Origin of the sequence: Halorubrum kocurii JCM 14978 (genome assembly GCF_000337355.1) — an archaeon.
GTDB classification, from domain to species: domain Archaea; phylum Halobacteriota; class Halobacteria; order Halobacteriales; family Haloferacaceae; genus Halorubrum; species Halorubrum kocurii.
Window position 1 is genome coordinate 1 of the sequence record NZ_AOJH01000053.1, and the last position, 23,029, is coordinate 23,029.

Here is a 23,029-nt window from a genome sequence, read left to right on the forward strand (position 1 = left end):
AGTTGTCTCCTCCGATCGGCCACTCGCAGGCGGAGTTGTCTCCTCCGATCGGCCACTCGCAGGCAGAGGTCTCCGCGACGATCGATCATGACCGATGATAAACTATAAATGGGCGGAGTTGAAGCATGGTAACGAAGCCCACCCATGCCAGATGAAGGTACGAGTGCGTTTGGAACGTTCGTGGATGAGATCGACCCGATCCCGTTCGTGATGGGGGCGGTGGTGACGCTCGCCTTCATCGCTCTCGCCGCGGTGCGGACGGACTGGGTCCAACAGCAGATCAACACCGCGTTCGAGGTGTTCGGTCAGGGCCTGGCCTGGCTGTACCTGCTCTCGGTGTTCCTCATCGTGCTGGTCGGCTTCTGGCTCATGCTCAGTCGGTACGGGAGCCTGAAGCTCGGCGAGGGCGACCCGAAGTACAGCTACTTCTCGTACTTCGCGATGTTCTTCTCCGCGGGCCTCTCCGCCGGCATCGTCTTCTTCGGTCCGGTCGAAGCGCTCACTCACTACGCGACCCCGTCGCCGCTCTTCGACGGCGTCCAGGGGGAGACGACCGGGGCGATCGTCCCGGCAATCGCGTACGCCATCTTCCACTACGGGATCAGCGCGTGGGCCGGCTACCTCGCGATCGGCATCCCGGTCGCCTACTACGTCTACCGCGAGGGGGCCCCGTTCCGGACGTCGACGGTGCTGTACCCGATCCTCGGCGAGGACGGACTGGACGGCGTGATCGGGAAGACGATCGACACCCTCGCCGTCGTCGCGACGCTGGGTGGAATCGCGACCGGGCTCGGGTTCATCGCCACGCAGCTGCTCAGCGGCGTCGAGCTCCAGACCGGATTCACCTTCGGCAACGTCGAGACGCTCCTCGCGATCGTCGGGATCACGGTAGTGTTCGTGGCGTCGCTGCTCGCCGGCGTCAACCGCGGGATCCGTCGGCTCTCGGACTTCAACCTCACCATGATGGGGATCCTGCTGGGCGTCGCGCTCATCCTCGGCCCGACGCTGTCGGTGTTGAACACCGGCGTCGCGGCCGTGGGGACGTACGTGAACAACTTCGCCGCGATGAGCCTCTTTTCGGGGACCGGCACCGAGGGCGGGGCCGCGTGGGCCTCGTTCTGGACCGTGTTCTACTGGTCGTGGTGGATCGCGTGGGCGCCGTTCGTCGGCCTGTTCCTGGCGCGGGTCTCCAAGGGACGCACCATCCGCGAGGTGATCTTCACGGCCTACATCGCCATGACGTCCGTCTCGGTCGTTTGGTTCTCCGTCGTCGGCGGCACGTCGGTCTGGCTGCAACACACCGGGGCCGCCGACCTCCTCGGCCCCATCGGCGAGTACGGAGATGGCGTGGCCGGCTTCGTCCTGTTCGACGCGCTCCCCCTCGGAGAGCTCTGGACGGCGCTGTTCTTCATCCTCGTCGTCACGTTCTTCGCCACGTCGGCAGACTCGTCGACGCTCGCCGTCGGGATGCTGACCACCGGCGGGAAGGCGAACCCGTCCCGCATCAACCGGCTGTTCTGGGGCGTGCTCCAGGGGATCATCGCGTCGATCCTCGTCGTGCTCGGCGGCGCGTCCGCCCTCCGCTCGTCGGTCATCATCACCGGCGCCCCCTTCGCCGTCGTCTGTCTCGTCTCGGTGTTCGTGTTCGCGCGCAAGCTCGGCAGGGAACACGGCCGGCGGCTGTTCCAAGCGGACGCCACGTGGCTGAGACAGCCCGAGCGGCCGGCCGAAACGTCGCGGACGGACGCGGGCTCCAAGGAGGTGGCGACCGACGATGACTGACCGCTCGCCCGCGCGACGCGCGACCGCCGAGCCGGCCGGTACTGCTTTGTGGGTCGATCGAGACATCGAGATGGGGTAAGACAATGTACGACGACATCCTGGTTCCGACGGACGGCAGCGACGTGGCGGACACCGCGACATCGCACGCGATCGAGCTCGCGTCGGTCTGCGACGCGACGGTACACGCGGTGTACGCGATCGAACCGGAGCGAACGACGCTCCCCTCGGAGGCCATGCGGCACGACGAGGTCCACCAAGAGCACGTGGACTGGGGTCAAGAGATCACCGCTGCGATCGCCGAGCGCGCCCGCGAACGAGGGTTGGAGGGCGTCGCCGCCGTGAGGGAAGGGGTTCCGCACGAGGTGATAAGCGACTACGCCGCCGACAACGGGGTCGACCTCATCGTGATGGGAACCGCCGGCCGCACCGGCCTGCGGGAGCAGCTGATCGGCAGCGTCACCGAGAAGACGGTCCGCACGGCCGAGGTCCCGGTGTTGACGATGCGCGACTACGACGCCGAGTGAGCCGAGCGACGCGGTGACACGTCACGTATCGCCTCGCGTGGCGCGCAAATCTTTATTGATGGGGATGAGTAACGCTTTCACAGTGCCCACAGCAGTCGGTCCGCGTGGGACGCGACCGCAGACAGCCACCAATGTCAACGACAGCCTACCAGTACGTCGATGGAGAGTGGATCGAGGGGGAAAGCGACGACGAGATAACGGTTCGGGACCCGGCGGATCCCGACGACCCGATCGCCGCGTTCCCCGGGGCGAGCCAGGCGCAGGCGCGCGCCGCGGTCCGCGCGGCCGACACGGCCAGCGCGTCGTGGGCGGAAGCGGCGCCGGTCGAGCGCGAGGAGGTCCTGTACGAGGTCGCCGATCGGATCGACGCCGCCCAGGACTCGCTCGCGGAGACGCTGACGCGCGAGGAGGGGAAGCCGATCTCCTCGAGCCGCGGCGAGGTCGCGAGGGCCGCGGAGATCTTCCGCTTCTTCGCGAGTCAGGCGCGCACGGCGACCGGTGACACGGTCCCGTCGAACGACCCCGAGACGTTCACGTACACGGTCCGGGAGCCGCTCGGCGTGGTCTCGCTCATCACCCCGTGGAACTTCCCGATCGCGACGCCGAGCTGGAAGCTCGCCACGGCCCTGGCGACGGGCAACGCGGTCGTGCTCAAGCCGTCGTCCGAGACGCCGATGATCGCCCGGCGCCTCGTCGAGCTACTCGAAGCGGCCGGCCTCCCCGGCGGAGTGGTGAACCTCGTCGTCGGCGCGGGCTCGACGGTCGGCGACGAACTGACGACCCACGAGGCGGTCGACGGCGTCTCCTTCACCGGGTCGACCGCGACGGGCCAGCACATCGCCGAGACGGTCGCCGAGCGCGGACTCCCGGTCCAGACCGAGATGGGCGGGAAGAACCCGCTGGTCGTGCTTCCGGACGCGGACCTCGACGCCGCCGTCGACACCGCGATCGCCGGCGCGTTCGGCGGCTGCGGGCAGGCGTGTACCGCGACGAGCCGCCTCGTCGTCCACGAGGACGTCGCGAGCGAGGTGACCGACGCCGTCGTCGAGCGCGCCGAGGGGCTCTCGCTCGGGCCCGGGATGGACGATCCGGACATGGGCCCGGCCGTCTCCGCGGCCGAGAACGAGACGAACGCGGAGTACGTCGAGGTCGCGAAAGACGAGGGCGCGACGCTGCTCACCGGCGGCGGGACGCCGGCAGGCCTCGAGGACGGGCACTTCATCGAGCCGACGGTGTTCGGCGACGTCGACTCGGAGATGCGCATCGCCCAAGAGGAGGTGTTCGGACCGGTGCTCGGGATCATCGAGGTGGCCGACTTCGAGGAGGCGATGGCGGTCGCCAACGACGTCGACTACGGGCTCTCGTCCGGGGTGTTCACCTCGGACATGGCCGCCGCGCGCGAGTTCACCCGCCGGATCGAGGCCGGCGTCGTGAAGGTGAACGGCTCGACCACGGGATCGCAGATTCAGATGCCGTTCGGCGGCATGAAGGCGTCCTCTTCGGAGACGACCAAAGAGATGGGAAAGCGGGCGTACGAGTTCTACACCCACGAGAAGGTCGTGTATCGGTCGGACCCGTAACGTCTCACTAGTTCCGATACGGAAGTTCTGTGGGGATAGGGGAAAAGAATATGTCGTTTTGCGCGTTCTACGCGGACGATGCCAGAACGAAAACCGGTAGCGATCCGATTCCTTTCGCAGGCGGACGAAGTTGAGGCGGGGGCGGTCGACGTGGCCGACTGCGTCGAGGCGATGGAGTCCGCCTTCGAGCTTTTCGACCGCGGACGGGTGCTCATGGGCGACCCGGGCCAGCACATGCACGGGCACGTCACGACGTTTCCCGGGGCGCTGGCCGACGCGGCGGGGCTCGGCGGCGGTCCCGACCGCCGGTTCAGCGCGATGCCGGCGTACGTCGGGGGGGACGTTCACAAGGCGGGGGTCAAGTGGTACGGGTCGAACGTCGAGAACCCGGCGAAGCGCGGTATTCCCCGCTCGCTCCACACGATCACGCTGAACGACCCGGAGAGCGGCGCGCCGCTGGCCGTGATGGACGGGCAAGTGATAAGCGCGATGCGAACCGGCGCCGTGGCCGCCGCCGGGGCCGACGCGATCCAGGGCGAACGCGCCGAGGTCGCGACGGTCGTCGGCCCCGGCGTGATCGGGCAGACCTCCGCGCTCGCGCTCGACGCGGCGCTCGACTCGCTCGAGGAGATCCGCGTCTACCACCCCGAACGACGCAAGGCGGTCGCGTTTAGGGACGAGATGAACGCCGACCTCGACGCGGCGGTCGTCCCGACGAGCGACGTCGAAACGGCGGTCGCGGACACCGACGTGACGGTGGTCGCGGCCACCGCCGACCCGCCGGTGCGGATCGACGGATCGTGGCTGCCCGACGACACGCTGGTGATCCCGCTCGGCGACCTGCGGACCGACTTCGACGCGTTCGACGCCGACCGGGTCTTCTGTGACGTGCGGGAGAACACGCTGGAGTTCGCCGACGGGCTGGGCTGGAACGTCTACGATGACGTGCTGGCCGCCGTCGAGGGCGACGAGCGGGAGATCGAGCGGAGCGACCTCCGGACGCTCCACGAGCTCGTCGCCGGGACCGACACCGCGCCGACGACGGGGCGGTCGGTGTTCTACTCCCCGGGACTTCCGATGGAGGACGTCGCCTGGGCGAGCCGCGTGTACGAGCGGGCGCGGGAGCGGGAGCTCGGAGAGACGCTGACCCTGTTCGAGGAGCCGTACTTCACGAAGCCCTATTGAGCGCTCCGAGACTGCCGCGACCCCGAGCGCGGCCGAACGGTCGGCTCGCTCGGGCGGGCTACGTCGGCTCCGTACCGGCGAGCCGTGCGGCCGCGCCGGCGAGGGCGCGGGTCGCCGCCGCGCAGTCGTCCCAGTCGGTCCACTCCCGCGGCGTGTGCGAGACGCCGCCCTCCGAGGGGGCGAACAACAGCCCGGCGTCCGTGACGCGCGCGACGTTCGCCGTGTCGTGCATCGCGGCCGAGTGAAATCGCCGAGCGTCGAGCCCGACCGCGTCGGCGGCGTCCGTCGCGGCCGCGACGCAGCGACCGGTCATCTCGGTCGGGCCGTCGTCCCGGAAGCGGTCGAGGCTCGCCTCGACGGAGTGCGCGCGAGCCACGTCGCCGAGCGCCGCCCGAATCCGGTCGACCAGCTCGTCGATACTCTCCCCGGTGACGCCTCGAATATCGAGTTCCATCGTCACCCGGCCGGGGATCACGTTGCGGACGTTGGGCTCGACGACGTGGTCCCCGACGGTCGCCACCGCCGCCGGGTGCTCGGTCGCGATCGCCGAGGCGGCCTCGCTGACCCGCTGGACGAACGCCCCGGCGGCGACGAGCGCGTCGGTCCGCTCGTCCATCGGCGTGGCGCCGGCGTGATCGGCCGTGCCCTCGATCACGACGCGGCAGTTGGTGATCCCGGTGATCGCGTCGACGACGCCGACCGACGCGTCGGCCGCCTCCAGCCGCGTCCCCTGCTCGACGTGCAGTTCGAGCCACGCGTCCCACGCGGCCGGAGCGAGGCGGTCCTCGCCCCGGAACCCGATCGCCGAGAGCCGGTCCGCGAGGCTCTCGCCCTCGTCGTCCTCGAGCGCGAGCGCCGCCTCGGCCGATCGGTCCCCGGCCGCGACCGACGAGCCGAGCGTGCCGATCCCGAACCGCCCGCCCTCCTCCTCGGTGAAGGAGACGACCTCGAGCGGCCGGAGCGGCTCGCGGTCGCTCGCGCGGATCGCTCGAACCGCCTCGAGCGCGCCGAACACGCCGAGCGGGCCGTCGAAGATGCCGCCCCGCGGGACGGAGTCGAGGTGGCTGCCGAGCGCCACCGCCCCGGCGTCGGGGTCCGCGCCGTCGGGCACCCACCGTCCGGCGACGTTCCCGACCGGGTCGACTCGGACGTCCATCCCGGCCGCCTCGAGCGCGTCGACGAGGTACTCGCGGGCGTCTCGGTCCGCCTCGCTCCCGGTCAGCACGGTCCGGCCGTGCCCCTCGTCGGTCTCGATGGCGCCGAACGCGCCGGTTTCGGTGATGTCTCGGCGAAGTCGCTCTCGGTCGACGTGCATGGATCGTCTCTCACCGCGATCCACATAAACGTCGTCCCGGCGCCGCAAAGATATATGAACCGTCCAGTGGTATCGGTGATACGGCGAACATGAGCGAACGCTACGAGGCAATCGTTGTCGGAGTCGGTGGTATGGGCAGCGCCGCGGCGTACCACCTCGCGTCGTGGGGCGTCGACACGCTCGGGATCGAGCGGTTCGACATCCCGCACCAACAGGGGTCGTCGCACGGCGTCACGCGGATCATCCGCGAGGGCCAGTACGAGGACCCGGAGTACGTGCCGCTCGCCCGGCGATCGTACGAGCTGTGGCGGGAGCTCGAGGCGGAGACCGGGCGCGACCTGCTGCATATCACCGGGGGAATCGACGCCGGGCCGCCGGACGGCGAGGTCGCCCCCAGCTCCGAGGCGTCCTGCCGCGCGCACGACATCGACCACGAGGTGCTGTCCGGGGCCGAGGTGAACGAGCGGTTCCCGGGGTACGACATCCCCGACGACCACCGCGCCGTGTACCAGCCCGAGAGCGGGTTCCTCGTCCCCGAACAGTGTATCATCGCGCACGTCGAGGCGGCGCAGGCGCGCGGCGCCGAGATCCGCGCCCGCGAGACGGTGACCGGCGTCACGGAGGACGCGAGCGGAGTGCGAGTGACGACGGACCGCGGGACCTATCGGGCGGACGAGGCCGTCGTGACCGCGGGCGCGTGGGCGCGAGAGTTCCTCCCGTCGCTCGCCGACCGGCTCGTCCCGGTCCGACAGGTGCTCGCGTGGCTGCAGCCGACCGATCCCCCGCAGTTCGACCCCGACGCGTTCCCGGTGTTCATCCACGAGACCGAGACGGAGCGGTTCTACGGGTTCCCGCGGTTCGACGTTCCGGGATTCAAGTTCGCCCGGTTCAACCACTTCGGCGAGGAGGTCGACCCGGACGCGATGCCGCGGGAGCCCCGCCGCGAGGACGAGGAGATGCTCCGCGCGTACGCCGAACGGCACTTCCCGACGGGCGCGGGACCGACGATGCGGCTCTCGACGTGCCTGTTCACGAACACGCCGGACGGCCACTTCGTGGTCGACGCCGCGCCGGACCGGTCGCACGTCACCGTCGGCGCCGGCTTCTCGGGCCACGGGTTCAAGTTCGCGAGCGCGGTCGGCGAGGTCCTCGCCGACCTGGCACTGGACGGGGAGACCGAGCGAGAGGTCGACCTGTTCGCCGCCGACCGGTTCGGGGACGACCGTGGTGAGTGATCACGATCCAAAAGGTTATCCGCGCGTCTCCGGTACTGGCAGCGCACCGATGGTCGGAACCAGCTTGCTCTCTCAGTCCGACGTCGAGGGCGCGCTCGACGTCGCGGACGCGCTGCGCGTCGTGGAGCGAACGTACGCCGAGACGGACCGGGACCGGGTGGTGAACCCCGCGAAGCTCTCCATGCACTTGGGGGACGACGGCGGCTGGCCCGACTACAACGCGTTCGCGATCAACATGCCGGCGTACGTCGACTGGCTCGACGCCGTCGGCACGAAGTGGGCCGTCGCGACGTGGGACGCCGACGTCGAGGACCCGATCAGCTCGCTCGTCCTGCTCTTCGACCTCGACGACGGCCGGTTCGAGGTGGTGATGGAGGGGATGTACCTGACCGGCGTTCGGACCGCCCTGCAGTCCGCCGTGGGGATGAAACACCTGCTCCCCGAGGAACCCGCGTCCGTCGGCGTCTTCGGCGCGGGGTTCCAGGCGGCGTTCCAGCTCTCTGTTGCCGACGAATTATTCGATATCGATGAGTTCTATGTATATGATATAAACCGGGCGGCGGCCGACGAGTTCGCGGCGAAGCTGACCGATCGGATCGACGCGGAGCTGACGGTGTGTGCGGACCCGGCGGCGGCCGCTCGGAGCGACGTCGTCCTCACGGTCACCGACTCCCAGTCGCCGGTTTTAGACGCTAAATGGCCATCTGAGGCGGGTCTCATCGTCGCGCTCGGATCGTATCGGGAGCTGCCGGACGACGTGATCCTGGACGCGGACCGGCTCGTGGTCGATCACGTCGAGCAGTGCCTCCAGCGCGGCGCGTTAGCCGATATGGCGGCGCGTGACGAGCTCACGGCGGCGGACGTGGACGCGACGATCGGCGAAGTGCTGAACGACGAGCGCGAGACGCCGGTCGACCCCTCGGAGCGGACCGTGTTCGTTCCGATCGGCCTCGGCGCCCTCGACATCGCCGTCGCGAAGGACGCGTATAATAATATAAAATCCGATAGCTCTACAGAATTCAACTTTAACTGAAAGGTTTTATTTCCTCGATTCGAACCGCGGGCGCTACGGGGCGAGCAGCGATTCGAGCCGGTCCCGAAGGTCGTTCCTGCGGACCGTCTCGGTCGCGACCTCCGCCTCGCCGGTCCCCATCTCTTTGAACCCGGTCCCGGTCGGCACGAGGACGACGGACTCGTCGGCGGCGATCTCGCCGCGGTCCGCGAGGCGCGACACGCCCGCCAGCGTCGTCGCGGACGCCGGCTCGACGCAGAAGCCGCCCTCGACGGCGAACCGGCGCTGAGCGGCCCGAATCTCGTCGTCGGTAACGGAGACGACGGCGCCGCCGGTGTCGCGGACCGCGGCGAGCGCGCGAGCGCCGCTCGGGGGGTCCGGGTTTCCGATCGAGTGGGCGATCGTCTCGCCGGTCTCGTCGGGCGACAGGGGCGTCGGCTCCGCCGCGCCGGCCTCGAACGCCCGCGTTATCGGGTCGGCGGTCGCGGTCTGGACGAGACACAGGCGCGGCCGCTCCCCGATCACTCCCGCGCGCTCCAGGTCCCGGATCCCGAGCCAGACGCCGGAGGCGAACCCGCCGGAGCTCGCCGGCAGCGCGATCACGTCTGGCGTCGCCGGGGCGAGCGACTCGCAGATCTCGAACAGCGCCGTTTTGTACCCGCTGACGCGGGCGGGCGCGTCGCTCACGAGTACGTCGATCGGGAGCCGCTCGGACAGGTCGAGCGCGTCCCCGTACAGCTTCCCGTAGTCGCCGGCGACCTGCACGACGGTCGGCTCGTACTGCGCGATGAGCTCCAGCCGCACCGACGAGGTTCCCTCCGGGACGAACACGACGCAGTCCCGGTCGAGGCTCGTCGCGTGGGCGGCGGTGCTGATCGCCATGTTCCCGTACGAGACCGTGCCGACGACGTCGTCACCGGTCGCGACCGCGTGCGGAACGGCCACCGCGCTCCCGCGGTCCTTGTACGCGCCGGTCGGGTTCTCGCCCTCGTCTTTGACGAACACCCGAGCGCCCGCGGCGTCGTCGAGCCCGGGGCTCCTGACGAGGGGCGTGCCGCCCGCGGCCCGCGCGACGCCCTCGGGCTGATCGATCGGCAGCAGCGCCTCGTACCGCCACATCCCGTGCCGGTCTCGACAGTCGCCCCAGGAGAAGGCCGTCGGGTCCGCGTCGACCCAGAGCGGCTCCCCGCAGGCGCACCGGACCCGGGCGCCGTCGTCGTAGCGCTCCCCGCAACGGTAACAGCTCAACGACAGAGACATAGCGACGCTGCGGCGGCCGGAGACATATGCGTTCGCTTGCCGTCTCGAGCGTCCCCGCTCTCCCGCGCGGTGTACTTATGCCGGTCGGGCGTGGTGTCGTACCGTGTGAACGGAGCGACAGGACCGTGACCGACGCCGACGACGCCGACAGCGACGCGACGACCGCCGACACGATGCGCGAGCGCGCAGGCGAGAACCGGGCGAAGCTCTGGCTGCTGCTGCGCGCGAACCGGCTCTCTGTCGCCGGCGTCCTGACGGTCGCCGTCTTCCTCGCGTTCGTCGCCGTGGCAGCTGCGTTTTCCCCCTCACTCGCCGAGAAGGTGGGGGCGAGCGACCCGATCGAGACGCTGTTCGCCTCGATGATCACGGCGGTCGTCACCGGGGCGACGCTCGTCGTCACGATCGGTCAGCTCGTGCTCACGCAGGAGAACGGTCCGCTCGGCGAGCAGCAAGAGCGCATGGACGGCACGCTCGCGGTCCGGGACGACATCGCGGCGCTGACCGGCGCGCCGACGCCCACGGACCCGGCCATGTTCCTCGACGCGATCCTCGGCGCCGCGTCGGAGCGCGCGCGGGACCTCCGCGAGTCGGTGTCCGACCGGGAGGGAACCGGCGACGGAGCGGAGCGGGACGCGCTCCGAGACGACATCGACGACCTCGTCACGGGCGTCGCCGAGAACGCCGACGACGTGCGCGGCCAGCTCGAGGGCGCGCAGTTCGGCTCCTTCGACGTCGTGTTCGCCGCGCTCAACTTCGACTACGGTCCGAAGATCGGGCGGGCCGAGCGCGTCGCCGCCGACCACGACGGGGCGCTCACCGACGACGAGCGCGACCTGCTCGCGGAGCTGACGGAGTCGCTGTCGCTGTTCGGCCCCGCCCGCGAGCACGTCAAGACGCTGTACTTCCAGTGGGCGCTGATCGACCTCTCGCGGCTGATACTGTACGCCGCGGTGCCGGCGCTGGTCGTCGCGGGCCTGACGCTCGCGGTCGTCGACGCCGGGACGTTCCCGGGGCGCACGCTTGGGGTGGACCACGTGACGCTGGTCGTCGGGGGCGCGTTCGCGGTCACGCTCCTCCCGTTCTCGCTGTTCGTCTCGTACCTGCTTCGCGTCCTGACCCTCGCGAAGCGGACGCTCGCGATCGGTCCCCTGGTGTTGCGGGACTCCGACTAGCCGCTGGGAGCCCGGGACTGCGGGAGCACTACCGAAGGCGACGCGGTCGGGCCCTGAGGGAGCGCCGTGCCACCGAGGGAGCCAGGTCCGTCGTCACTCGCTCGGGGTCGACGAGTCGTCCGCGTTCGGCGGGCCGTCCGCGGTCGGTGACTCCTCCGTCCCGTCCCTCACGGAGACCGATCCGGAGAGCAGCTGGGCGGACGGCGGAGCGAGCGTGATCCCCTCCGCGTCGAAGTGCCGCTTCACCAGTCGGCGGAAGTCGGAGCGGATCGTCAGGATGTCCTTGTTACCCGGGTCGTCGGTCCAGAACTCGGCCTGTATCGTGATCGCGTTCTCCCCGAGTTCGACGACGCGCGTGTTCGGTGCCGGCTCCTCGAGCACCGGATCGAGCGTCGCGGCGATCTGCCGCAGCTCCAGGAGGGCCCGCTCGGTGTCCTCGTAGTAGGCGACGTCCACCTGTTCCGTGAGCCGAAACCGGTCTCGACCGTACGGGCGGGTGATCGCGTTGGCCGTGAGCTCAGTGTTGGGCACCGAGATCGTCTCGTGGTCCGGCGTCCGGATGCGGGTGACGCGGAAGTCGACCGCTTCGACCGTCCCGCTCCCGCCGGGCCACTCGATCCAGTCGCCGACGTTGAAGTCCGGGTCGGCGACGAGGAACATCCCGCTCACGAGCGACCCGAACACCTGCTGTCCGGCGATCCCGAGGGCGAACGTGAGCGCCGCAATGATGACCGCCGACTCGGAGAGTATCCGCCCGTAGCCGGCGGCGATGATGCCCGTCAGGGTCGCGAACCCGATCATCGTCACCCGGAGGTACGTCTCCGTCGCGGTCTCGATCGTGGGGTTGTTGCGATTGCGCGCCCGCACGGCGCGGGTCGCCACCGGGATGACGACGAGACGGCTCACGAGGTAGACGACGCCGAACCCCACCGTGAACCAGAACAGCTCCGACAGCACCCGATCGTACGCCGAGAGGATGTCGATCAGCCACCGCGCGGGAGAGATCTGCCCGGCCATGTACCGACGTGGGAGGCGTACCGGTTAAAAACCCGACACCACGCTTGCCGGCGGGATCGCCGCGCGCTCGGAGTGCCGCGCACTCGGAGTGCCGCGCGCTCGGAGGGCGCTCGCGGATGCGTCTCATCGGCGTTCGAAATGTCGCCCGCAACACTAACGACCGGTCTCATCTCCGGCGGCGTGCCGCGTCGACCGGGAAACCCTCGTGGCGGGCGGTCGCCTGCGCGGCGACGGGCGGGTCGCGTCAGCGACCGGATGTCACGCGCCTGGGTTCTCCGCGCTGTCATCGCTCCCATCGGGGAGTACTCGGGCGGGGACTGAGGGCGCGCACGCGGAGGTAGCCGCCGTGCGCTTTTAAACCGTCCGCCTGTGCCGTCAGTCGTCCTGCTCGGCGCCCGCGACGACCACGCGCTCGCCGTCGTCCGTCTGCGGCTCCGAGACCGAGACGGGGTCGACTCCGCGGCGGGCGGCGTCGAGCTCGGAGAGGAGGTAGACGAGCCCGGCGAGCAGGACGGCGCCGAGCGGGAGCAGCGCGAGCGGCGTCACCCGGGTGACACCCCACGTCACGAGGAGGAGGACGACGACCGCCGCGACGGTGACCGCGTAGTAGATCTGCGTGCGGACGTGGTCGATCAAGTCCGCTCCGGTGAACGTCGCGGAGAGGACGGTCGTGTCGGAGATGGGCGAGCTGTGGTCGCCGAAGATGGCGCCCGAGAAGATGACGCCGACCATCGCCGCCACCAGCGTGTGGCCCGCCGCGCCGCCGCCGCTGATCTCCCACGCGATCGGGATCGCGATCGGGGTGACGATCCCCATCGTCCCCCACGAGGTGCCGGTCGAGAAGGCGATGAGGCCGGCGAAGACGAACACCAGCGCGGGGAGGAGCGCGGACGAGACGGAGCCCACCGCGACGTTCGCGACGTAGGCGCCGGTGCCGAGCGCGTCGATGGCCTCGCCGATCCCCCACGCGAGCGCGAGGATCGAGACCGCCGTGAGCATGATCCCGAACCCGTCGATCGTGTACTCGGTCGCGTCGCCGACGCCGAAGATCCCGTACGCCTTCCCGAGCGCGAAGCCGCTGGCGACCATCGCGAACGAGCCGATCATCAGCGCGACCTCGTAGGAGGCGTTGAGCGCGGCGTCCCACAGCCGGCCGCCCGCCGCGTCGAGCTCGCCGGCGACGAGGTCGCCGCCGAAGCCCACCGGCGAGAACTCGCCGGACCACAGCGCGGTCGCGACCGTGACGGCGATCAGGACCGCCACGGGCACGAAGAAGTTGACGAGCCGGGGGGTCGACGCCGGCGGCTCGCCCAGTTCGCCGGCCACGTCCTGCATCGGCACGGCCTCGTCGCGCGTCACCTTCCCGGCGGTCCAGGAGCGGTGTTCGGCGGCCAGCATCTCGCCGTAGTCGCGGCCCGACCCGACGATCAGGAGGACCATCACGATCGCGAGGATCGCGTACATGTTGAACGGGATCGACGAGACGAACACCTCGAAGGTGCCGGGGCGGTTCGCCTCGGCGACGCCGGCGGCGTCGTACCCCTCCGCGATGAGCGACAGCTGGAACGCGACCCACGAGGAGATCCCGAGCGTCGCCACCGGGGCCGCGGTGGAGTCGACGATGTAGGAGAGCTTCTCGCGGGAGATCCGGAGGCGGTCGGAGACGTCTTTCATCGCCGAGCCGGCGATCGCGGTGTTCGCGTAGTCGTCGAAGAAGAGCACGAGCCCGAGCCCCCACGCGACGAGCCCCGCCTGCCGCTGGGAGTCGAGGCGGTCGAGCGCCCAGTCTCGGACCGCGGCGGTCCCCCCGAGGTTCCACACCATGGCGACGCCCGAACCGAGAAGCAGGGTGAACACGAGGATCGTCGCCTGGAACTCGTCGGAGACCGCCGCGACGATCCACTCGAACGTCTGCACGATACCGAGCCCGCCGGTGACGATCACCGCCCCGGACCAGATGCCGAGGAACAGCGACAACACCGCTTTACGGGTGATCACCGCCAGGACGATCGCGAGCAACGGCGGGGCGACTGACAGCGCTCCGAAATCGGTCATTGCCACGTACTGTCACGGGTGAGTATATAAATATCGCGTGCCCGAGTCGCGACGGCGCAGCGGGTGACAGCGGCACCGGGCGGCCGCGGCGTCGGTCCCCACGGCCCGGCGGCGACCGGCGGACGCGGACGCGTATCCGAACGCACTTACGTTCGTGTGACGGACCCACGCGCAATGTCAGTACGAGTCGGCATCCTCGGTGCCACCGGCGCCGTGGGACAGCGGTTCATCCAGTTGCTCGACGACCACCCGACGTTCGACCTCGCCGCGGTCACCGCCAGCGCGGACAGCGCCGGGAAGACGTACCGCGAGGCCGCCAAGTGGCGCGTGAACACCCCGATCCCGGACGACGTCGCCGAGATGGAGGTCGCGGAGACGACGCCCGACGGGATCGCGGACGCCGACGTGGACCTGCTCTTCTCGTCGCTCCCCTCGGGCGTCGCGAGCGAGGTCGAGCCCGCGTTCTTAGAGGAGGGATACGTCGTCTCCTCGAACTCCTCGAACGACCGCATGGCGATGGACGTCCCCCTCACGATCCCCGAGATCAACCCCGGTCACCTCGACCTGATCGAGGTCCAGCGCGACGAGCGCGGCTGGGACGGCGCCCTCGTCAAGAACCCGAACTGCTCGACGATCACGATGGTGCCCACGCTCGCCGCGATCGACGAGTTCGGCCTCGAAAGCGTCCGCGTCTCCACGCTGCAGGCGGTGTCGGGCGCCGGCTACTCCGGCGTCACCTCGATGGAGATCATCGACAACGCCATCCCGCACATCGGCGGCGAAGAGGAGAAGATGGAGACCGAGTCGCGCAAGCTCCTCGGCGAGTTCGACGGCGCGGAGGTCCGCCTCCACGGCGCCGACGTGGCCGCCTCCTGTAACCGCATTCCGACGCTCGACGGTCACCTGGAGAACGTCTTCGCCGAGTTCGCCGACGACCCCTCGCCCGCGGACCTCCGCGAGGCGATGCGCTCGTTCGAGGGTGCGGGGAGTCTCCCCAGTTCGCCCGACCAGCTTATCAAGGTGTTCGGCGAGGACGAGCCGGAGCGCCCCCAGCCCCGCCTCGACCGCACGTACGCGGACGGCATGGGCATCGTCGCCGGCGGCGTGCAGTCGACCGACGCCGGCGCGAAGTACAACTGCCTCGCGCACAACACGATCCGCGGCGCCGCGGGCGCCTCGCTGCTCAACGGCGAGCTGCTCGTCGAGGAAGGGTACGTATAAAAACGGCCCGACCACCCGACCGACCCGACCGCCCCGGCACTCTCGCGCGGTTCCGACCGAAGTCTTGAACGGCCGGGCCTCAGTAGTCGGTCGGCATGGTCGATAAAGACGCCGTCCGCCGCGGGTACGACGAGCTGGCGGAGGCGTACGCCGCGGACCGAGTCGAAGACGGTCGCGGGCGCGAAGTTCTGTCTCTGTTCCTCGACGAGCTCCCCGAATCGGCGCACGTCCTGGACGCCGGCTGCGGACAGGGAACGCCGGTCCTCAGGGACCTGGCCGCGTCGGGGACCGCCTTCGGGACGGACATCTCCCGGACCCAACTGGAGCTGGCCGCGGACCGCGTTCCCGACGCGGGCGTCGCGCAGGGGGACATGACGGCGCTCCCCTTCCGCGACGGCGCGTTCGACGCGGTGACGGCGTACCACTCGCTGATCCACGTCCCGCGCGAGCAACACCAGCGGGCGGTCGACGAGTTCGCGCGCGTCCTCGACGAGGGCGGCAGGCTCCTCTGCTCCGAGGGGCCGGAGGAGTGGAGCGGGTCGAACCCGGACTGGCTCGACAGCGGCGTCGAGATGCAGTGGCACATCGCGGGCGCGGCGGCGACTCGAGACCACCTCCGAGACGCCGGGTTCGCCGTCGAACGGGAGTGGACCGTCGGCGACTCGCTCGGGGACGGCGACGACGCGCGCTGGACGTTCTTCGCGGCGCGGTTGGAGGAGTAGGGGCGGCCGCTACGCGCTCACTTCCCTTCGAACTCGGGCTCGCCGTCGCCCATGAACGCCGTGACGCCCTCCATCAGGTCGTCGGTGTTCATCACGTGGCCGAAGCCCATCGCCTCCACCTCGAGGCCGGCCTCGCCGTCGGTGCGGCCGGCGTGCATCGCGCGCTTCGTGTACTTCTGGGCGATCGGCGGCCCGGCGGCGAGCGACTCGACAAGCTCGCGGGCCCGCTCATCGATCTCGTCGCCGGAGACGACCTCGTTGATGAAGCCGTACCCTTCGAGCGTCTCGGCCTCGTAGCGGTCGGCGGTGAAGATGATCTCCTTCGCGCGCCCCTCGCCGACGATGCGGGCGAGCCGCTGCGTGCCGCCCCAGCCGGGGAGGAGCCCGAGGTTGTGCTCGGGCTGGCCCAGCTCCGAGCGGTCGGAGGCGATCCGCATGTCGGCCGCGGTCGCGAGTTCCATTCCGCCGCCGAGGCAGTAGCCGTCGATCGCGGCGACGACCGGCTTGTCCGAGTCCTCCAGCTTGCCGAACGTCTGCTGGCCCTGTCGCGAGAGCTCGACGGCGGTGATCGGCTCGGCGCCGCCCGCGGCCATGCTCTGCACGTCGGCGCCCGCGGAGAAGGCGCGGTCGCCCGCGCCGGAGAGGAGGATCGCGCGCACCTCGTCGTCGGCGTCGAGGCGGTCGATCGCGTCGGCGAGCTCGTCGAGCAGCTCGCCGCTGATCGTGTTCATCCGGTGCGGGCGGTCGATCTCGACGTACCCGACGCGGTCCTCGACGGCGACATTGAGGGTGTCGTAAGCGGCGAACGCGTCGTCTTCCCCTGCCTCGTCCCCGCCAGCGTCTCCGTGGAAGCCGCCCGCCTCGGCGGCCTCGCGGAGGTAGTCGGTCGCCTCGTAGCGCTCCTCACCCGTCTCCTCGTGGAGGTCGTCGAGTACGTCGACGAGTTCGGCGAGCTCCTCGTTGTCTGCGAGCTTCGCCGGGCCGTCCGGGAAGCCGGCGCCGAGCATCACCGCGCGGTCGATCGCGGGCGCGTCGGCCACGTCGTTCCCGACGAGCCCGGCGACCTCGTTGGCCATCACGGCGAGCAGGCGCCTGCGCACGTCGGCGTCGATCGCGTCGGACGGGATCTCCGCGCCGCCGTTCTCGTAGTCGTAGAAGCCGGAACCGGTCTTCTTGCCCAGCTCCTCGGCCTCGACCTTCTCGACGAGCAGCGGGCAGGGGCGGTACGCCTCGCCGAGCACCTCGTGCATGTACTCGAGGACGTGATACCCCACGTCGATTCCCACCTGGTCCGCGAGCTCGAACGAGCCCATCGGGAGCCCCATGTCGAACTTCGTCGTGGAGTCGACCGTCTCCATCGTCGCGTCGCCGGACTCGACGATCCACGCCGCCTCGTTCATCAGCGGGACGAGGACGCGGTTGACGATGAAGCCGGGGCTGTCCTTCCGGACGCGGACGGGAGTCTTCCCCATCGACTCCGCGAGCCCCTCGATCAGTTCGAGGGTCTCCTCCGAGGTGTGCTTCCCGGAGATGACCTCGACGAGGTCCATCCGCACCGGCGGGTTGAAGAAGTGCATCCCGCAGAAGCGCTCGGGGCGGTCGGTGACCTCGGAGAGCTCGGTGATGGAGAGGCTGGAGGTGTTGGTGACGAACACCGCCTCCTCGGGCGCGTGCTCGACGACCTCGTCGTACACGTCCTTCTTGATCGCCATCTTCTCGGGGACGACCTCGATCACCACGTCGGCGTCGGCCAAGGAGTCCCCGAGGTCGACGAAGGTTTCCACGCGGTCGAGCGCGGCCTCCGCCTCGTCGTCGCCGATCCGGTCCTTCTCGGCGAGCTTGCCGAGCGACCACTCGATCTGGTCGTAGCCGTCCTGTACGAACTCCTCCTCGATGTCCCGCAGCGCCACGTCGTAGCCGGCGAGCGCGGCCACCTCCGCGATACCGTGGCCCATGTTTCCGGCGCCGAGGACCGTCACGCGCTGAACGTCTTCGAGCTGCATACAGAACCGGTCGGAACCATCATGGTTGAACGTTTCCATCTTCCAAACGGGAAACTCGCCGTAAGTTTATCCGCGTGCGTCTCCCGGGGGGAAACCCACTCCCGTCTTGGGGTCCAACCGGTCGGCGATGAACGACCGAGTCGCGGCGACCCTGCGCGAGGACCCGACGATGGCGCGGCTGATCGACCGGCACGGCCCGCTGACGGTCGAGCCGGCGGGCGACGAGTTCGCGCGCCTCTGCACCTCTATCGTGAACCAGCAGCTCTCGACCGCCTCCGCGGCGGCGATCCACGAGCGGTTCGTGGACGTTCTCGGCGCCGATCCGACGCCCGACCTGGTGCTCGCGGCCGACGAGGGGGCCCTCCGCGGGGCAGGTCTCAGCGGCACAAAAGTCGAGTACCTGCGGAACGTCGCCGCGGCCTTTCGTGACGGCGACCGCGACCTGACGCGCCAGGGGCTCGCGGACGCCGGCGACGAGGCGGTCGTCGACGCGCTCACCGAGATCCGGGGGGTCGGCGAGTGGACCGCGCGGATGTACCTTATCTTCGCGTTAGGCCGCGAGGACGTCCTTCCGCCCGGCGATCTGGCAGTGCGGAAGGGGATCGAACGGGTGTACAACGACGGGGACGAGCTGACCCGCGCGGAGATGCGCGAGATCGGCGAGGCGTGGCGGCCCTACCGGAGCTACGGCACGCGCTACGTCTGGGCCGAGTACGAGTCCTAGCCGGCCCGCTGAACCGTACTGAACCTTACTCGTCGCCCGACGCCGCGTACGTTTCCAGCGCGGCGAGTCGCCCGTCGTCGACTGAAAAGACGTCGACGAACGCGAACACCTCGTCGCCGTCGGCGTCCAGCAATCGACCGCGGACGGCGACGCCGGGGCCCTTCGGATACACCGCGTCGACGGCGTGGCTCGTGTCCGTCATCGGGCGCTCGTCGCGCATGAACGAGACGAAGCTGTCGCGCCCCTCGAAGGCGCGGTCGGAGCGCCGCTGGACGAACTCGGGGTGGAGCAGGTCCGCGAGCCGGTCGTACTTGCCGGCGTCGAGCGCGTCGTAGTACGCGCGGACGAGTCGAGACGGATCAGACGGGTCGTCGGTTCGGGGCATCGTCACGCCGCGAGCGCCTCGAACTCCTCGGCCGAGGTGCGCGTCCCCTTCGAGATGACGGCGTCGCCGGCGCGGAGGGTGGTGTCGATGTCGTGGCCGACGAGCCACCCCTCGTCGGGGCGCCGGATCGCGATGACGCTCGTCGAGATGTCGGTCGCGGGGATCCCGTCCGCGATCCGGGTCCCGTCGAGGTCGCTGCCCTCGGCGATCACGGTCCGGGTGATGATCTCGTCGGACTCCTGGACCGCCATCTCCACGACCGGGTGGACGCCGATGTCGCGCATGACGCCCTCGGTGATCTCGAGGGCGGCGTCGGAAATCTCCTCGGTCGCGACGCCGAGGTGGATCAGCCCGCGCAGCGAGACGGGGTCGTCGGCCTCGCGGGCGGCGCGGAGCGTCCAGGCCTCGAACCGCGACTGAAGCGCGTCGACCTCGATCTCGAGGTTGGACACCTCCTCGGCGAGCGTCTCGTTGTCGAACAGGACGGAGCCGTACGCCAGGTCGACCGCCAGCTCCGAGAGGTTCTTCATCAGCAGGATGGAGTCGACCGCGCGCTCCAAGTCGTCGATGGCGGGCTCCGGGGGCTCGTCCGGGTCGAACGGGTCGCCGGTCAGCGTCGGGTGCACGTCGGACACGCCCGTCTCGGGGCCGCGGAGGAGCGTCGCGTCGCCCGCCTCGATCCGGGTCGTCGGACCGGGGTTGAGGATCCAGTCGTCGTCGCGCCGGATCGCGATGACGCGCACCCCCGTCTTCGACTCCAGGTCGATGTCCTTCAGCGTCCGCCCCGCGTACGCGGAGCCTGGCGAGACGGTCCCGCGGACCAGCGTCTCGACGCCCTCCGTTAGCGCGCCGCGCATCGCGTCGGGGAGGCCGATCTCCTCGGTGACGATCTTGGCGATGTCGCCGGCGGCGTCGGAGATCTTGTCGGCCGCGCCGACCACGCCGAGCACCGGCGCGAGCGTCTCGGCCTCGTCGGGGCTGCGGGCGGCGAGCATGAGACTCATGCGCGCGCGCATCTGGAGCACGTCCATCCGGTGCTCGAGCTCGACGACCTCGTGGGCTATCGTCGGGCTCCCGTGGAGGACCGCGGAGTACGACAGGTCGATCAACAGCTCGGCGGTGTCCTTCATCTCCACGAGCAGGTCCTTCACGCTCGCCGGCTCGTACCGGACCGTCAGCGGCCCGTCCCGCCCGTCGAATCGTCCCATGGAAGTACCCTCTCCGGCTCCGAGTAAAAGGCTTGTTACGAGTTTCGACCCACCGCCGCGAACGGAGCTCTCAGGCCGCGTCTCCGGCGACGTAGCCGACCGGGCCGGCCGCCGAACCGCCGCGCTCGCTCGCCCCGACGGGCTCGGCGAGGTCGACGAGCGCGAGCCACCGCAGGAGGCGGTCGGCGCGCTCGCGCCACGTGGCCTCCCAGTCCGGGTCGCGGGCGCGGTCGTGCCGCGGCACCGACTCGCGCGTCGCCGCGAACAGGTCGTCGGGAGTGAGCGGGGCCGCGGGCGAGGCCGCTCGGAGGGCGTCGAGCGCCTCTGGAACGAGGAGGACGCCCTCGCGGAGCCCCTCGCGGACGCGCTCGGGGGTCGGCTCCGCGTCGGCCCTGACGAATCCGCGCGGCGTCTCCCGAGCCAGCCCGAGCGAGCGCAGGAACGCCAGCCAGTCGTTCGCGGTCTGCCGGTCCGAAAGCCCTCGCCGGTCGCGGAGCCGGGCGCAGCAGTCGTCCGTGCTCCCCGGGACGAGCGGCACCGCCCGCTGGAACGCGCGGAGGTCGTCGAGCGAGTCGGGCGGTTCGGGAACCGGTTTGAGACGCATCGTCGGGACCGCCTCAGCGGTAGCCGAACGACTCCGCCAGCAGCTCCTCGTCCGTCTCGCCGACCGTGTAGACGGGGCCGTCGATCACGTCGACGGTGACCTTGGCGGGCGCGAAGACGCGCTCGTCGACCTCGTAGAAGTCCCAGCCGGCGTCCTCGAACACCTCGACGAAGGGGGTCCCGTACTCCTCGCGGGCGGTCGAGACGATCTGGTCGAAGCGGTCGTCGTCGCGCGCGACCTGCAGGTGTACCTCCCCGCCGTACGCGAGGGCGTCGTTCGTCCGCCCCATCGCGAGGTCCTCGTCGCGGGTGGCCGGGGCCATCGGCGCCGCGCCCGAGGCGTGGAGCACGTCGGTCGGCTCGTAGCCGAGCTCCAGCAGCCGGAAGACGGCGAGCTCCGCGGCGCGGGCCGCGGTGGCGACCGAGCCCGCGGTCGAGCCGGTCGCGTACGCCGGCAGGAAGACGCCCTCGGGGTCGACCTCGGCGAGGTCGGCGACGTGCTCCGCGACCTCCTCGGTCGGGAGCGTCGTCGACTCGACGGCGAGCGTGGCGAACTCGGAGGAGTCGTAGTAGCCGACGCGCTCGAACTCGGTCTCCTGGCCGACGAGCGCGCGGGCCGGCCCCGAGCCGAGCCCCTCGAAGCCGGACTCGAACTCGAGCTCCCAGCCCGCCTTCTGCGAGCAGAGCAGCGCGATCGCGGGGTGGTCGGTCGACAGCTCGACGTACTGGCGCGGCGCGCCCGCGACCTCGCCCATGCGGGTGCGGAGGTTCGCGAGCCCGGCGGTCTGGATCTCGGCGAGGAGCAGTCCGGCCTCGACGCCGCCCGCGGCGTCGACGCCGAAGTCGACGACGGTGGCGCCGTTGTCCAGCTCGTAGCCGACGACGTCGAGCTCGCCGGCGAAGTCGAGCGCCTCGTCGACGAGCTCGATCGCGGTCCGGTTGATGCTTTCCATGCCCGACCGTTCTCGCTCCCGCAGTAAGTGGCTTGTCAGTCGTCGGCGTCGTCGGCAACCGGCTCGACGTGGAACACGTACCCCTCGTACGCGTCCTCCAGGTTCGCCGGGGACTCGTCGGCGGCGTGGTCCGCACAGAGGAACGCGGTCGCCTCCACGGCGCCGGCGCCGGTCTCCTCCTGATACCGCTCGGTGACGGAGAACGCCGCGGGCTCGGAACAGCCCCGTCGGTGACACTCGGTCGGCGGATCGGCGACCGGTTCCGGCTCGTCGCCACGCTCCCGGGCCTCCGAGATGTCCCGCTCGATCCGCCGGCGGGCCTCGTCGCGCGCCTGTTCGTCGCGCCCCGATTTGGTGTCTGCCATACGTCAGTCCTCGCGCTTCAGCGACATAACGCTACGGTCGGTTCGGCGCGAGCGACCGCCCGCGACCTACCAGAAGCCGCCGCCCGAGCCGCCGTCCGACCCGTCCGGTCCCGACGGCCCGCTCGGTCCGCGCGGCCCGCTCGGGCGCGGATCGGGGTCGATCGCCACCCGTTCCGACTCGGCGCGCGGGTCGACCTCGCGGCCCGCCTCGTAGCGCACGAACGAGAGGTAGAAGGGCTCGCCGCAGCCGGTTCCCTCGGCGTCCGGCTCCCGATAGGGCTCGTCGCCGCCCACGTCCGACCCGCGCACCCCGTCGCGCGGGTCCCAGTCGACGCCGTCGCTCTCGCCGCAGACGAAGCGGACGCCGTCGGCGTCGTCGCCCTCGACCTCACCCGTCGGGTCGACGTACGTCCACCCTTCGAGGGGGTACGGCGTCACCGACTTGTCCGCGAGGTAGCCGTCGCGCTCCAGTTCGACGAGGGTCCCGCAGTGCGGACAGTAGTACGTGACCGGGTAGCTCATACGGATCGTACGGGCGTCGTTTATAAAGGGGCGTCGGCAAGTGTGTCGTTGCCCCGGTCGCGATCGCTTATGACGAACGTGCGTCGGCGCGCGCCTCCGAGTGGCCGCCCTCGGCGGCCGCGAGGAGCGTCGCGCGAGGGAGTCGGCCGGCGCTTATAAGCGCCGGCCGACGAGGCTGGGGAGGCG

General features: G+C 70.4%; 21 protein-coding genes. 10 read left to right on the plus strand and 11 right to left on the minus strand.

Annotated elements, in window-relative coordinates:
- The first annotated feature begins 180 nt into the window (after positions 1-180).
- The 4 genes from C468_RS07900 (at position 181) to C468_RS07915 (ending at position 5,071) form a co-directional block, all read left to right on the plus strand.
- Positions 181-1,782 (plus strand): BCCT family transporter, encoded by a 1,602-nt coding sequence (locus tag C468_RS07900; protein WP_008848361.1) that lies wholly within the window; start codon positions 181-183, stop codon positions 1,780-1,782.
- An 83-nt stretch (positions 1,783-1,865) separates the two neighbouring features.
- Entirely contained in the window at positions 1,866-2,306 is a 441-nt protein-coding gene (locus tag C468_RS07905; protein WP_008848362.1) for a universal stress protein, read from the plus strand.
- Positions 2,307-2,437: 131 nt separating this feature from the next.
- Positions 2,438-3,886, plus strand: coding sequence for an aldehyde dehydrogenase family protein (locus C468_RS07910; protein WP_008848363.1), 1,449 nt, complete (start codon positions 2,438-2,440; stop codon positions 3,884-3,886).
- A gap of 78 nt (positions 3,887-3,964) precedes the next feature.
- Positions 3,965-5,071, plus strand: coding sequence for an ornithine cyclodeaminase (locus C468_RS07915; protein ID WP_008848364.1), 1,107 nt, complete (start codon positions 3,965-3,967; stop codon positions 5,069-5,071).
- Positions 5,072-5,129: 58 nt separating this feature from the next.
- Here C468_RS07915 and C468_RS07920 read toward each other — a convergent pair whose 3' ends face one another.
- Positions 5,130-6,386: a Zn-dependent hydrolase gene (locus C468_RS07920; RefSeq protein ID WP_008848365.1), complete on the minus strand. Its 1,257-nt coding sequence runs from the start codon at positions 6,384-6,386 to the stop codon at positions 5,130-5,132.
- A gap of 89 nt (positions 6,387-6,475) precedes the next feature.
- Between C468_RS07920 and solA the strand changes: the two genes are divergently transcribed.
- Both solA and C468_RS07930 read left to right on the plus strand, forming a co-directional pair.
- The gene (gene solA / locus C468_RS07925; protein ID WP_049912132.1) at positions 6,476-7,621 is read left to right on the plus strand and encodes an N-methyl-L-tryptophan oxidase; all 1,146 of its coding nucleotides are present in this window, start codon (positions 6,476-6,478) and stop codon (positions 7,619-7,621) included.
- 49 nt (positions 7,622-7,670) lie between these two features.
- Complete coding sequence (locus tag C468_RS07930; RefSeq protein ID WP_008848367.1) at positions 7,671-8,654, plus strand: ornithine cyclodeaminase family protein; 984 nt, start codon at positions 7,671-7,673, stop codon at positions 8,652-8,654.
- A 33-nt stretch (positions 8,655-8,687) separates the two neighbouring features.
- Here C468_RS07930 and C468_RS07935 read toward each other — a convergent pair whose 3' ends face one another.
- The gene (locus tag C468_RS07935; protein ID WP_008848368.1) at positions 8,688-9,893 is read right to left on the minus strand and encodes a threonine synthase; all 1,206 of its coding nucleotides are present in this window, start codon (positions 9,891-9,893) and stop codon (positions 8,688-8,690) included.
- Between the two features lie 173 nt (positions 9,894-10,066).
- Between C468_RS07935 and C468_RS07940 the strand changes: the two genes are divergently transcribed.
- A complete protein-coding gene (locus tag C468_RS07940) occupies positions 10,067-11,065 on the plus strand; it encodes a hypothetical protein (RefSeq protein ID WP_241430994.1) in 999 nt (332 codons plus the stop codon).
- Between the two features lie 93 nt (positions 11,066-11,158).
- On the opposite strand, the gene C468_RS07945 is transcribed toward C468_RS07940, so the two are convergent.
- Complete coding sequence (locus tag C468_RS07945) at positions 11,159-12,082, minus strand: mechanosensitive ion channel family protein (RefSeq protein WP_008848370.1); 924 nt, start codon at positions 12,080-12,082, stop codon at positions 11,159-11,161.
- Positions 12,083-12,457: 375 nt separating this feature from the next.
- Positions 12,458-14,137, minus strand: a complete 1,680-nt coding sequence (locus C468_RS07950) for a Na+/H+ antiporter NhaC family protein (protein WP_008848371.1) — start codon at positions 14,135-14,137, stop codon at positions 12,458-12,460.
- Positions 14,138-14,311: 174 nt separating this feature from the next.
- Here C468_RS07950 and asd point away from each other — a divergent pair, with 174 nt between their 5' ends.
- Both asd and C468_RS07960 read left to right on the plus strand, forming a co-directional pair.
- Positions 14,312-15,358: an aspartate-semialdehyde dehydrogenase gene (gene asd, locus C468_RS07955; protein WP_008848372.1), complete on the plus strand. Its 1,047-nt coding sequence runs from the start codon at positions 14,312-14,314 to the stop codon at positions 15,356-15,358.
- A 95-nt stretch (positions 15,359-15,453) separates the two neighbouring features.
- Positions 15,454-16,080 (plus strand): class I SAM-dependent methyltransferase, encoded by a 627-nt coding sequence (locus C468_RS07960; RefSeq protein ID WP_008848373.1) that lies wholly within the window; start codon positions 15,454-15,456, stop codon positions 16,078-16,080.
- Positions 16,081-16,097: 17 nt separating this feature from the next.
- On the opposite strand, the gene C468_RS07965 is transcribed toward C468_RS07960, so the two are convergent.
- Positions 16,098-18,083, minus strand: a complete 1,986-nt coding sequence (locus tag C468_RS07965; RefSeq protein WP_008848374.1) for a 3-hydroxyacyl-CoA dehydrogenase/enoyl-CoA hydratase family protein — start codon at positions 18,081-18,083, stop codon at positions 16,098-16,100.
- 127 nt (positions 18,084-18,210) lie between these two features.
- Between C468_RS07965 and C468_RS07970 the strand changes: the two genes are divergently transcribed.
- Positions 18,211-18,807 (plus strand): DNA-3-methyladenine glycosylase family protein, encoded by a 597-nt coding sequence (locus tag C468_RS07970; RefSeq protein ID WP_008848375.1) that lies wholly within the window; start codon positions 18,211-18,213, stop codon positions 18,805-18,807.
- A 25-nt stretch (positions 18,808-18,832) separates the two neighbouring features.
- Here C468_RS07970 and C468_RS07975 read toward each other — a convergent pair whose 3' ends face one another.
- The 6 genes from C468_RS07975 to C468_RS08000 all read right to left on the minus strand — a co-directional run bounded on the left by C468_RS07975 (position 18,833) and on the right by C468_RS08000 (position 22,843).
- Positions 18,833-19,192: a nuclear transport factor 2 family protein gene (locus C468_RS07975; protein WP_049912134.1), complete on the minus strand. Its 360-nt coding sequence runs from the start codon at positions 19,190-19,192 to the stop codon at positions 18,833-18,835.
- A 2-nt stretch (positions 19,193-19,194) separates the two neighbouring features.
- A complete protein-coding gene (locus C468_RS07980; RefSeq protein ID WP_008848377.1) occupies positions 19,195-20,400 on the minus strand; it encodes a potassium channel family protein in 1,206 nt (401 codons plus the stop codon).
- Positions 20,401-20,470: 70 nt separating this feature from the next.
- On the minus strand, positions 20,471-21,004 hold the full coding sequence (locus C468_RS07985; protein ID WP_008848378.1) for a hypothetical protein: 534 nt from the start codon (positions 21,002-21,004) through the stop codon (positions 20,471-20,473).
- Between the two features lie 13 nt (positions 21,005-21,017).
- Positions 21,018-21,956: a methenyltetrahydromethanopterin cyclohydrolase gene (gene mch, locus C468_RS07990; protein ID WP_008848379.1), complete on the minus strand. Its 939-nt coding sequence runs from the start codon at positions 21,954-21,956 to the stop codon at positions 21,018-21,020.
- A 35-nt stretch (positions 21,957-21,991) separates the two neighbouring features.
- Positions 21,992-22,321 (minus strand): hypothetical protein, encoded by a 330-nt coding sequence (locus tag C468_RS07995; RefSeq protein ID WP_008848380.1) that lies wholly within the window; start codon positions 22,319-22,321, stop codon positions 21,992-21,994.
- A 66-nt stretch (positions 22,322-22,387) separates the two neighbouring features.
- Positions 22,388-22,843, minus strand: coding sequence for a hypothetical protein (locus C468_RS08000; RefSeq protein ID WP_008848381.1), 456 nt, complete (start codon positions 22,841-22,843; stop codon positions 22,388-22,390).
- Positions 22,844-23,029: the final 186 nt, after the last annotated feature.